General features: G+C 45.1%; 10 protein-coding genes. 2 read left to right on the top strand and 8 right to left on the bottom strand.

All coding sequences use genetic code 11. The features are described from left to right. Positions 1 to 4 precede the first annotated feature (4 nt). The 4 genes from H7T88_RS09325 to leuC all read right to left on the bottom strand — a co-directional run bounded on the left by H7T88_RS09325 (position 5) and on the right by leuC (position 5,370). The gene (locus H7T88_RS09325) at positions 5 to 1,414 is read right to left on the bottom strand and encodes an N-acetylmuramoyl-L-alanine amidase family protein (RefSeq protein WP_090917096.1); all 1,410 of its coding nucleotides are present in this window, start codon (positions 1,412 to 1,414) and stop codon (positions 5 to 7) included. 259 nt (positions 1,415 to 1,673) lie between these two features. Beyond that, positions 1,674 to 3,080 carry an N-acetylmuramoyl-L-alanine amidase family protein gene (locus tag H7T88_RS09320; RefSeq protein ID WP_154957549.1) on the bottom strand — a complete coding sequence of 469 codons (1,407 nt, stop codon included), beginning with the start codon at positions 3,078 to 3,080 and terminating at the stop codon, positions 1,674 to 1,676. A gap of 234 nt (positions 3,081 to 3,314) precedes the next feature. Continuing rightward, on the bottom strand, positions 3,315 to 3,917 hold the full coding sequence (gene leuD, locus H7T88_RS09315; protein WP_090917100.1) for a 3-isopropylmalate dehydratase small subunit: 603 nt from the start codon (positions 3,915 to 3,917) through the stop codon (positions 3,315 to 3,317). A 31-nt stretch (positions 3,918 to 3,948) separates the two neighbouring features. Next, positions 3,949 to 5,370, bottom strand: a complete 1,422-nt coding sequence (leuC, locus tag H7T88_RS09310) for a 3-isopropylmalate dehydratase large subunit (RefSeq protein ID WP_221788280.1) — start codon at positions 5,368 to 5,370, stop codon at positions 3,949 to 3,951. Positions 5,371 to 5,739: 369 nt separating this feature from the next. Here leuC and H7T88_RS09305 point away from each other — a divergent pair, with 369 nt between their 5' ends. Continuing rightward, entirely contained in the window at positions 5,740 to 6,660 is a 921-nt protein-coding gene (locus H7T88_RS09305) for a LysR family transcriptional regulator (RefSeq protein ID WP_090917104.1), read from the top strand. Positions 6,661 to 7,046: 386 nt separating this feature from the next. Here the strand turns inward: H7T88_RS09305 and H7T88_RS09300 are convergent, their stop codons facing one another. From H7T88_RS09300 to H7T88_RS09285, 4 genes are all read right to left on the bottom strand, one after another. After that, complete coding sequence (locus H7T88_RS09300) at positions 7,047 to 7,229, bottom strand: hypothetical protein (protein WP_090917106.1); 183 nt, start codon at positions 7,227 to 7,229, stop codon at positions 7,047 to 7,049. 90 nt (positions 7,230 to 7,319) lie between these two features. Beyond that, entirely contained in the window at positions 7,320 to 8,135 is an 816-nt protein-coding gene (locus H7T88_RS09295; protein ID WP_221788217.1) for a carbon-nitrogen family hydrolase, read from the bottom strand. A 68-nt stretch (positions 8,136 to 8,203) separates the two neighbouring features. Then, a complete protein-coding gene (locus tag H7T88_RS09290) occupies positions 8,204 to 9,829 on the bottom strand; it encodes an ABC transporter substrate-binding protein (RefSeq protein ID WP_221788215.1) in 1,626 nt (541 codons plus the stop codon). 252 nt (positions 9,830 to 10,081) lie between these two features. Next, positions 10,082 to 11,110, bottom strand: a complete 1,029-nt coding sequence (locus H7T88_RS09285) for an ABC transporter substrate-binding protein (RefSeq protein ID WP_154983648.1) — start codon at positions 11,108 to 11,110, stop codon at positions 10,082 to 10,084. A gap of 241 nt (positions 11,111 to 11,351) precedes the next feature. On the opposite strand from H7T88_RS09285, the gene H7T88_RS09280 reads away from it, so the two are divergent. Then, the gene (locus H7T88_RS09280) at positions 11,352 to 12,560 is read left to right on the top strand and encodes a pyridoxal phosphate-dependent aminotransferase (protein WP_221788213.1); all 1,209 of its coding nucleotides are present in this window, start codon (positions 11,352 to 11,354) and stop codon (positions 12,558 to 12,560) included. Position 12,561 lies beyond the last annotated feature (1 nt).

The following is a 12,561-nucleotide window of genomic DNA, read 5'->3' as shown; positions in this document are numbered from 1 at the left end:
TCCCTTATTGAATTCCCAAATACTCCTTGATCCCAGCAACAATACCTTTGGCTACATTGTTCTGGAAATTTTCCGTAAACAATACAGCTTCATCACTCTTGTTGCTAAGGAATCCTCCCTCTAACAGCACCGCAGGCATCGTTGTTTCACGGGTTACGTGGAGACTGGCCATTTTTACTCCCCGGTCTTTTAAACCGGAAGACTTCACGAGATACTTGTGCATAATATTAGCCAGTTCCTTACTAACCGAGCGGGAATAAAAAGTTTCTACCCCCGTTGCCGCGACAGGGCCGCTATTCGCATGAATGGAGATGAAGATATCTGCATTTATGTTCTGTGCAACCTTCACACGTTCTTTCAGTGCGAGAAATGTATCATCACTACGTGTTAATACGACATCGATCTGAGGCTCTTTTTTCAGAAGTGCCTCCACTTTTAATGCCATGGCAAGATTGAAATCTTTTTCTCTTTTGCCTGTAACACCAATCGCTCCAGGGTCTTGATCTCCGTGCCCCGCATCGATGACTACAACTTTCTTGCCATTCCCACCAACGGGCGGAGCAGGTGTGCTACCTTGATTGTTTAGATCAATGATGAGCAATCCTGAATCGTTCTGCACACTGTACCCTTTGGCACCAGTCAGATCAATAACAAACCGAATGGTAGAAGGACTGTTGCTATATAAGGAATAACGAATTTGAGACACATCTGGATAACCGTTAACAACGAGTTGACCATTTTGATTGCTATCCAGCGCCTGACCTTGACTAAACGAATCCGCAAAAGCCGTATTTGGCAGATCAATTACAATTCGATCCGGGCCGTTCATCGTAAATACGTTCGGCTTTGTGCTTCCACTTGTAGCAATCATGAAACGGTTGTCGCTAAAGCTAATGCCGTTCACTTGTACAAGACCTTCCTGACTCGATCCTCCGCCATCGTTACCAGAGTTCGGGGGAGTGGTTGTCCCGTTTCCGGAACCTGCATTCTGGGTAACTAATGTTACCGTCTTCGTGGTGTTGTTCCAACCCACCTTAAGACCCATTTGCTCTCCGATGAAACGGAGTGGTACTAAAGTCGTACCATTTTTTACGAGGGGCGGGGCATCCAGGTCTACGTTACTGCCGTTCACTGTTGCCGTCTTCTGTCCAACAATCATCTGCATGGCAGTGTTGTCTTTGCTAATCGTCACCGTTTGCGACTGTTGTTTCCAATCGACAGAGTATCCCAAACTTTCGGAAACCGTACGAATCGGGACCATCACCTTACCATTGATGTTATCCGCTTTCGCATCCGAAGGCTGTACGATCTCATTCCCGTCTAGGATAATTTTCGTGTCTGCTGCTGCATGACTATAGCCCGGGAAAACGAGCCCAAAGACAAATAACAGTACCAAAAAACCGAACTTCTTCATCCTTCACCCCTACCAATCTCATATTTTTTTGCCGCATGTTGTAGGCTTGCAACTTTCACTGCGCACTTGGGCATTACCAGACACCTATTAGACGTCTCCCAATCTCAAAAGTTGCGAATATATTCCAACATAACAGAAAAAAAACGTTGTCAGATCAAGCTTTTTTTACATTTTAATGTCTTATTTTTTCCTAATTTATCAATTATGCATCTTGAAACAACGGACTTCCCTACTCTGCATATTTACGAAAAATCCCATTCTACAAACTCAAATAATCTAAAATTCCGTCGACAATCGCTTGAGCACACTGATCCTGATATGACTCTGTAAGCATCAGAGCTTCATCGGTTGGATTGCTCAAAAAACCCAATTCAAGGAGTACAGCCGGCATCGATGTTTCCCGAGTCACGTGCAGACTCGCCACTTTTACGCCGCGATCTTTAAGTCCTGTAACAGGTAATACGTGCTTGTGAAGGATTTCCGCTAAACTTTTACTTTCTTTTCGTGTGTACAATGTTTCTATCCCGTTTGGAACCGGAGTTGTGAATTTGTTTCCATGAATGGACACAAACAGATTCGCCTGGTTCAGCTTCGCTATATCCACACGTTGTTGTAAGGAAAGTTCTGTATCATCCTGACGTGTAATCACGGTCTGAATGTTGGCATGCTGTTCCAGAAGCGCCTTCACTTTAAGTCCTACCGCTAGATTAAAATCTTTTTCGTAAGCACCTGATACACTGACTGCGCCAGACTGACGTCCACCATGTCCAGGGTCAATAACAATCACTGTTTTACCGTTATTCTCCGGTAAGGCTGGCTGACTACCCGATGTTCCATTCGTAGCTGAGAGATCAACGAGCAACACGTTATTCTCTCCAAGTGACCAGTTTGCTGTTGTACTTTGATTTAGATCCAAAACCACTCGCACCGTCGATGGCGACTGGCTGAACATGGCAAATCGGACTTTAGAAACAAGAGATGAGTCCATGACATCGATTTGCCCACTTCCGTCCGGATTCGAAGCCTGTCCCTGTACAAATGTCTGTGAAAAGGTTGTATTCGGCAGATCTACAATAATCCGCTCAGGCCCGCTAATACTAGACACTTTAGGGCTGATGTTTCCATTTGTCGCAACGATTAAACGGTCTCCGCTGTAACTTATGCTTTGCAGTTCCGTCAAACCAACCGGGGCAGGAGTCACCACCGGATCACTGTCAGGCTCCGTATCTACTACAGGTGGAATACTAAACAGGCTAACCGTTTTAGTACCATTGTCCCATCCTACCTGTAGTCCCATGCCCTCACCTACAAAACGCAAAGGTACTAGTGTTGTACCCTGTTTAATCAAGGGAGGTGCATCCAGATTGACGACATTTCCATTAATCGTAGCTGCATCTTTGCCAGCCGTCATCTCGATGGAGCTTTTGCCTCGCTGAACGTGCACCGTTTGCGTTGCCTGTTCCCATTTCACGTCATAACCCAGGTTTTCGGATACAATCCGAATCGGAACCATGACCGTTTTCCCAATATTCTCTGCGGGTGCTCCTACTTTTTGGTCAATGGTGACTCCATCAAGCACGATCGAAGGCGCACGGTCTGCATGAGCCATCACTGGGAAAAGACAAAGGAACAGAAAAAAAATGACTGCTGCCGACCATTTCTTCATTCGTCATCCACCATTCTAGTTAAGTTATGTAGATTTGAGGCCTGATTCACTACCTGTATTACGCTATGTACCCTTCCATAATCTACTATCCAGTCTATCAGATAATGTCTAGTGATCCGGTTACAACGTTGTCATATTTAGTCGGAAAATAACAAATTAAAGAAGCCTCCATCTTGAGCAAAGGAACGTGAACATTCCTTGTCCAGATGGAGGCTTGGTGTTTAATCACTCTATTCAGCCAAAAAGTTTAGCCGCATGGCGCTCTTCATAGGCAGTAATCGCATCATCATGTTGAAGTGTCAGACCGATGTCATCCAGTCCTTGCAACAGGAATTGACGACGGTGTTCGTCCAGATCAAAATCGATATGCAATCCGTGTGCGTCTGTAATCGTTTTATTTTCCAGATTCACATTCATCTCATAATTTTCATGCTTTGCTGTACGCTGGAACAAGTCTTCTACCTGCTCTTCGGACAGTTTAATCGGCAAAATTCCATTTTTGAAACAGTTGTTATAGAAGATATCCGCAAAAGATGGTGCAATGACACAACGGAATCCATAATCCATAATTGCCCATGGTGCATGCTCACGGGAAGACCCGCAACCAAAATTAGCACGAGAAATTAGAATTGATGCTCCTTCATAACGAGGCTTGTTCATTTCGAAGGAAGGATTGTTGTTTCCCTCTTCATCAAAACGCCATTCGTAGAACAAAAACTGTCCAAATCCGGTGCGTTCAATCCGCTTCAAAAATTGTTTCGGGATAATTGCGTCTGTATCTACATTGACCCGGTCTACCGGTGCCACGATGCCTTGCAGTGTTTGAAATGCTTCCATATGTTCCGTTCTCCCTTCTGGCGATTATCGCTTAGATCGCTGCTTCTGTTTTGAAATTCCAGTCACGTACGTCTACAAAATGACCTTTAACCGCTGCCGCTGCCGCCATTGCTGGTGACACCAGATGCGTCCGTCCTCCGCGTCCTTGACGCCCTTCAAAGTTACGGTTGGAAGTAGATGCACAACGTTGTCCCGGCTTCAGTACGTCCGGATTCATCGCAAGGCACATACTGCATCCTGCGTCACGCCATTCAAAACCAGCTTCAGTGAAAATTTTGTCCAAACCTTCTTCTTCCGCCTGGATTTTAACACGTCCGGAGCCTGGTACAACAATAGCAGTTACATTACTGGAAACGGTGTGACCTTGGGCCACTTTTGCCGCTGCACGCAGATCTTCAATCCGTCCATTCGTACAAGAACCGATAAATACATAATCAATCGGAATCTCTGCAATCGGTGTTCCAGGTGTAAGTCCCATATATTCAAGCGCTTTTTCAGCCGCTTTACGCTCATTTTCTGTAGGCAGTTCTGCTGGTACAGGAACTTTGGAAGAAATATCGGTTCCCATGCCTGGGCTAGTACCCCAGGTTACTTGTGGGATCAGTGATTCCACATCAATTTCAACGACATGGTCAAACTCAGCACCTTCATCCGTCACAAGCTCTTTCCATGCTGCAACAGCTTCATCAAACTTAGCACCTGTAGGAACATACTCGCGTCCACGCAGATATTCAAACGTTGTTTCATCCGGAGCGATCAGTCCTGCTCTTGCTCCACCTTCAATGGACATGTTACATACAGTCATACGCTCTTCCATGCTCAGTTCACGGATGGATTCCCCTGTATACTCGATAACATAACCTGTTGCAAAGTCTGTGCCGTACTTGGCAATGACCGCAAGGATCATGTCTTTCGCCGTAACACCCGGGTTACGTTTGCCGACAAAACGAACTTCCATCGTTTTTGCTTTTGCTTGCTGCAAACATTGTGTTGCCATAACGTGTTCCACTTCACTTGTTCCGATACCAAATGCAAGTGCACCAAATGCCCCGTGAGTAGATGTGTGGCTGTCGCCGCATACAATCGTTTTACCTGGATGAGTCAGGCCCAGCTCAGGTCCCATAACGTGTACTACACCTTGGTCAATCGTGTCCAGATCGTACAACTTCACGCCGAAATCACGGCAGTTCTGAGACAGTGTGTCAATTTGCTGTTTGGAGATCGGATCTGTAATGTTGAAACGATCCTTCGTTGGCACGTTGTGATCCATCGTTGCAAATGTCAGCTCTGGACGGCGAACTTTACGCCCGCTCAGACGAAGTCCTTCAAATGCTTGCGGAGATGTTACTTCGTGCACAAGATGAAGGTCAATATACAGAATGCTTGGTTTTCCTTCTTCCTGATGAATTACGTGATTTTCCCAAATTTTCTCAAACATCGTTTTTTTACTCATCATTTTCACCTCATCATAAGTTCGGTCCTTGGAAGAGCTTCGTGCATCTTTGTCTAAAAGTGAAGCTCTTGAATGACCTAAATATATCACCCCGTCCTTCATTGTTCCAAGATATAATATCTATAGATGTGATAGGTTTAACCTATAATAAGACAAACAGCAATAAACCACTGTAGAATACAGAGGTTTTAATTGATAACAATTATCATTATCATGTATAACTTATACTACGTGCATGTCTTGGCCCTGTCAATGCTTTAATTTCTCTTTTTGAATTCTTGTCCGGGCCATGCTTCCCTGATAAGAATAACGAACCCGTGCTCATTAATGTTATAATAACGGCATCAATGAAAGGAATGACGTATCATTATGGAATTCAGACAACTTCAATATACACTACAGATTGCTGCTGAACGGAACTTCTCAAGAGCCGCAGAAAAATTACATATTGCCCAGCCTTCACTCAGTCAGCAACTGTCCAAGCTGGAGAAGGAACTTGGCGTATTGCTTTTTCAGCGGAATACCAGCACTGTTGAGCTGACACACGCGGGAGTTACTTTTGTTGAACAGGCCCAAAAGATTGTGGATGCCATGGAGCTGTTGCGTCAGGAAATGTCGGATATCTCGCAGCTTCGCAAAGGAAAGGTTGTTGTAGGCAGTATGCCGATTACCGGTTCTCATCTGCTTCCGCATGTGCTCCCAGCCTTTCAGCAAGCGTACCCCGACATCGAAGTAACTTTATTAGAAGATTCCGGGATTACACTCGAAAAGTTAACAGCCAGCGGCAAAGCTGACCTCAGCCTGCTCTCTCTACCTTTGCAGGAGTCCAGTTTGTCTTATGTCAAGATTGGCGAGGAACGTATAGATTTGGCTGTACCGCCGAACCACCCTTTGGCTCATCGGGGAACCCCGGGCCATCTGCAGCCTGTGCGGATTGATGAGCTTCGGGATGAACCCTTTGTTGTATTAAAAAAAGGACAGGGCTTCCGCAAGCTGACGTTTGATCTCTGCGAACAGGCCGGTTTTGACCCGCAGGTGGTTTTTGAGAGCACCAACATTGAAACATTGCAATCTCTGGTGGCAACAGGCATGGGCATCACTCTGGTTCCCCGTTTTATCGCCCGTGCACCCCGCAGTGAGTTCGTGCCTGTATATGTCCCACTTGCCGATCCAACGCCAAGTCGTACACTTGTCGTCGCTTATCGTCAAGGGCGCGTCCTATCCAAGGCAGCCGAAGCTTTTATACAGACTTTTCGACAAACCGTTGCCGAGCTTTCCAAAACAGATTAAACCGATGCTGTAACAAATTCGTGGATTTATGATTTGCATTGTGTAATCACAAGTTGACGAGAACACTTATAAGCTCTTACCAAAAAAGCCGTCCACATAGTCTAATGACTACGGGACAGCTTTTTTTCGTTTACAGACCAGCTGAACAACTGACCCACAAACAATGTAGCATCTTTTGTTACAGCACAATGTTGCTTGTTAATACATAAAATTATGGCAAGTAAGCACTCGCTATTCACGCATCAACCTTCATTTCACTGTCACTGTCATACCATTTAACTTGTCTTGTCTCAAATAATTGCATATATATCATAGCTTATCTAGCATGTCTCACATCATCTTAATACATAACCTTCAGTTATTCTGCGCAAGCATGATTCTATCCTTTACCTTCGCAGATTACGATCACTTGTCAGCCTGTTCTGTTGATCCATGGCACGGCCTTCTTCCTGCGAATTCTCAGGGGGTGACAAGCCTCCTGTCCCATTCTCTAAGAATGCTCTCAAGTGATCTACCCTTCTGTTGCCTTGTTCCAGTCTCCTGAGCGTATCTTTCACATGGTTATCCATTGATTGATCATCCTCCTTGGTGACGGGATAGTTATAATTACCCGCCTCCTGGAGCGATAAACAGCATATGCCATTTTTTTTAGAGAAAAACTATTTCCCGCTAAAATAAATGCTTGGTCTGCGATCCTCAAACACCGGGATACGTCCACGGACTTCGTCAACCAAACCAGGGCGGATGACTCCAGATACAATCTCTTCGCCTTCACCGCCTTCAGCTACGATCTCTCCCCAAGGGTCGATGATCAAGGAGTGTCCAAAAAATTCAGTGTCTCCCCCTTTGCCGACGCGGTTACACGCAATAACATACATCTGGTTCTCGATAGCCCGAGCAGTCAATAATGTGCGCCAGTGATGCAGACGAGGATTAGGCCATTCAGCAGGCACAATTAATGCACGTGCACCATTCAGAGCGAGGGTTCGAGCTAATTCTGGAAACCGAATATCATAACAGATCGATGCCCCCGCCGTCAGACCGTTGCCGAGTTCAAACATTTCAGGCTGTGCACCCGGCTCCAAGTATTTTTCTTCATCCATCAGACGAAACAAATGAAGTTTATCATACCGTGATACTTCTGTTCCTTCCTCATTATAGGCATACATCGTATTGTAGATCTGTCCGTCACGCTTCTCGGCAATCGAACCGCCTACGATGGAGATTTGATGTTTTCTCGCAAAAGCAGACAGCCATTCTCTTGACGTCTTCCCTTCCGGGTCAGCAAGCTCGTGAATTTGCGGCAAAGCATATCCGGTGTTCCACATTTCGGGAAGCACGGCCAGCTTTGCATCCGGATATTGCTCCACTGCGCGTTCAAGCAACCTCTGCATATGTTGATGGTTAGCTTCCGGATCTCCCAGTTTAATATCCCCTTGAATCAAAACAACCCGCATTTCCCCTTGTTCAGTCATGACCCAACACTCCTCCGAACTGTAATACTTGATATCATAGCTTGATCCCTAGAAAATTCGCAACCGTATTAGCTCAGATGACTACCTAACAGTTCAGGTAACCTCTCCAGCAACTGGTCACATATCTGTGCATCACCTGAATTCCAGGCCAGTTCCTCCAAAGGATACACACGCCCTTGTCTTACAGCCGTAAGAGCTCTCCACTCTGGACTCTGTATCAGTTTCTCTGTCGCCTGCCGTGCATCTGGCTCCTGAGGTAGCATGAGGAACAGATGATCTCCAGCATATTCTTGAACCGTATCAGCCGAAATCTCTTTGTATGCTCTGCCTGCTGCAAGAGCTTCCTGCACCTTATGAACAGGCCTGAAACCAAATGGGTGATATAATAATGGCGCAAGTCCGATATTTCCCATCACAAACAAGCGAGCTCCCCGGTGGTATGTGAGTACTGAGGCTGTTTCTCCCAGATGAATTATTTTGTTAATCTTCTCCCACATCTGCAATGTACGTTCTTCATACGAACTCAGCCATCGCTCGGCTTGTTTCTGCCTGCCAAACCAGTCCCCTACTCTCGTCAAACGTTCATGAAGAGGCGCATGCGAATTGTAAGCCAGCGTAGGCGCAATGCGCGTTAATTGCTCATACTGATGCTCATCTTCACTGTCTATAATGATCAGATCCGGCTTCAAACGAATCGTCTTTTCAACATTGATCGGAGTGCCTGCATTATACTCCTCATCCTCAATTAAATGGATATCTAATACTCGCAAATCTCCCGCAGTATCTCCATAATAGATCACTCGCTCTGGATTAGCGGGAATACGTACATCGTGTCCTAACCAATCCTGAACCAAGGTCTGCTGTTGAATAGATCTATCATACTGACGAGGAGATAGTCCGGTAATCTGGCGAAAACGTCTGTTAAAATAATATTCATCTTTGAATCCGACACGGCTCGCGATATCACGTAAAGGCTCATCTGTCTTGCGTAACCAATCTTTGGCATGCTGAATTCGAACATGATTGATGTAATCAAGCGGTTTCTGACCAGTACGTTGCTTGAACATTGTCGTGTATAGTTTAGGACGAACACCAGCCATATTCGCAAGCTTATGGACCGTGATCTCATCTCTGTAACACTCATCAATATACTGAATAGTCCGGGTTAACCTGGACTCCGAATTTGTATCAGTACCTTTTGTGGTATAACGAGTTATGATCCGTTCCATCCATCGCTGAAACCCCACATTTAGATTGCAATACTCCGCATCATTTTTATAATTTCGGGATGCAAACAATTCGACTAACACTCTACTCACAGACTCATATGTAGCATCGTTGAACTGAGCGCGTTGCTTAAATAAAGGCGGTGAATACAACTTGAGAAGGCCGGACAAAACCTGAAAAGCATCATATGCCATAACCGTATAAGTCAAATGGTTTGAATTCCTGTGTTCCAGCTGGTATGCCTCGCCCAGAGAAATCGGATAGATACAACCCGCAGTAAAAGGCCAGTATTCCTGGCCGATGTACAAGTGCCCTTCTCCTTCTTCACAGATTAAAAATGTATGTTTATCACACTGCACCTCCAGCATGATTTGATTAGATCGTTCAATTCGTCGCTCCAGATTCTCCAGCCGAAACATGAATGTCGAAAAAAATAACTTATCTTGATTCACATCCAACGTTTTCATGTTCATTTATCTCCTAGCATTACTGAGAATTATTATCATTAAAAACTCTATGGAGTCATTATAGTCTAGTACTATTCTTATATCTAGATCATTTTGTAATGAGCTCCTTACAGATAATTCGTATCAAAAAAGCGCTCAACCAAAGTTGATCGCTTTTGGGAATTTTATTTTATTTGAAATCTACAATGGAGTTCCTGAAATTTTAAGATTTCATTTGGTGGTGATTCGATTGTCGGATTCCCTTGAACTTTATCATTGAATCATCTGCTCGGGCAGCTCCTTCAATAACCATTCTCTGGACATCGCATCACCCGAAGCTTTGACAATATCAAAATGATACACCTTGCCAGCTTTAACGGCGGGCAGGTTTTTCCATACTGCGCTGTCCATCAATTCCTTGGTGGACTGCTTGGCATCTTCCGTTACTGGTTCGAGGATAAATATCCGATCACCAGCAATTTCTGTCATTTTTTCCGTAGAAATCTCCGCAAATCCCATTCCCTCATTCAATAACTTCTGGATTTCAGGTGTTGGTTCCATCCCATTCTTGCCATATAACAACTGAGGTAACCCGGCTCCAGCCATCACAAAAAGACGATTCCCCGGATACATCGTAAACACCGATGCTGTCTCTCCTTCTTTTAGGCCATGATCATGAAGCTTTTTCCACATTTGCTCTGTTGCGGTTTGATGCGCTGTAATCCAGTCCTCTGCCTCCTTTTTTTTGTTTAACAGGTCGCCTAATGTTCGCATGCGCTCCTCCAATGTTGCGAATGAATCAAAGGTTACTGTAGGTGCGACTTTTGAAATCTGATCATACTGTGCCTCATCACTATTCGAAAAAATAATCAGATCCGGGTTCAGTCCAACGGCCCTCTCTACACTAAACGGAAATCCTACATCTTCCGAATCCGCGACCTGCTCGTCAAACACCATGCCTTCCTGCCGAAGTATGCCCACCGGGATAACGCCCAGTGCGACCAGATCCCCTGTAACTTCGCCATGATAGATTACACGTTGAGGAGTAACAGGCACAGTCACGGTATGACCTGTCCAATCCTTGAACTGTCTTGTCTGTCCGACGTTATCCTCATCTGCAGAAGTTTGTTTTTCGGTTTCCGTGTCTTTACTTGCCTGATTAACCGATATATTACCTGGATTCTCTGAAGCTGGTGCAGATGTCGATGCCTCGTTTGAACATGCGAATAAAAGTACAGACAACGCCGTGACTGTCAATAAAAGGGCCGTATTTCGGAACTTGTTATGGAACTTGCTTTGCATCTCTATTTTCCCCCTGTTAGATGTGCTCTCAAATTTTTTCAAATGATATTGATTATCATTATCGTAAAATATCTTAACTCATGGATTTTCTGATCTCAATGGATAAACTTGAATTTTGCATTTCCCTTTTGTACAAAAATGTTCTTCCTCACTTCTATCTCCCTCTATACAGCTCGGGATTGACGTGATAAATTAATGAGAACGTTTTGCCATAAATGAACATCATGGAGTGATATATACGATGACGAATTCAGAACATAGATCTTCTCTTTCAGCCTTTCCAATCCCATCTGCAAATGTCATGTCACAGTTGCCAACGCAATTTTTTGCAACCCTTGTTCACAATGTGAACCGCGAGATTGCGAGCGGTCATGATGTCATTAATCTGGGGCAAGGTAATCCTGACACCCCTACTCCACCACATATTGTTCAATCTTTACAGCAATCGGCTGAAAATCCGCTTTATCATAAATATTCTCCGTTCCGCGGGTATGCCTTCCTGAAGGAGGCCGTTGCCAAACGTTACAAAGAAGATTACAACGTTGATCTTGATCCCGAGACCGAGGTCGCTATTCTATTTGGTGGCAAAACCGGACTGGTTCAATTACCTCAAGTCTTATTGAATCCCGGGGATGTATGTCTCGTTCCCGATCCAGGGTATCCTGACTATTGGTCAGGCGTTGCTCTCGCGCAGGCGCGTATGAGCTTCATGCCTCTATTGAAATCCAATGCATTTCTACCCGATTATGAAGCAATCTCCGCTGATGATCGGCAGAAGGCCAAGCTTATGTTCCTGAACTATCCCAACAACCCAACCTCGGCCACCGCTCCGCTATCCTTTTACGAGGACACTGTTGAATTTGCGATTCAGAATCAGATTGTCGTTGCCAGTGATTTTGCTTATGGTGCAATTGGATATGACGGGCGCCGTCCTGTCAGTTTCTTGCAAGCTCCAGGAGCCAAAGAGGTAGGCATCGAGTTCTACACCCTCTCCAAAACATATAATATGGCAGGATGGCGTGTCGGGTTTGCACTGGGGAATGCGGAGATCATCTCTAAAATCAATCTGCTACAGGATCATATATATGTCAGCCTGTTTGGCGGTATCCAAGCTGCCGCTGCAGAAGCTCTTACAGGCCCGCAGGACTGTGTCACTTCACTGGTCAGACGATATGAATCTCGTCGTGATGCATTTTACGAGGCGCTTTCCGCGATCGGTTGGCAAGCGTCCAAGCCGGAAGGTTCATTCTTTGGATGGTTGCCTGTGCCGGAAGGATATACATCCTCTGGTTTGGCTGAAATTCTGCTACGAGAAGCGAAGGTTGCTGTCGCGCCTGGTATCGGTTTTGGCTCCCACGGAGAAGGTTATGTACGCATAGGTCTTCTGAGTGATGAGCAACGACTGCGTGAAGCGGCGGAGCGAATTGGGAAGCTTCATCTTTTCAAATAAG

Source organism: Paenibacillus cucumis (ex Kampfer et al. 2016) (genome assembly GCF_019748695.1).
Lineage (GTDB): Bacteria > Bacillota > Bacilli > Paenibacillales > Paenibacillaceae > Paenibacillus > Paenibacillus polysaccharolyticus.
The sequence above is the reverse complement of the archived record's forward strand: the minus strand, read 5'-3'. Positions and strand labels throughout refer to the sequence as shown.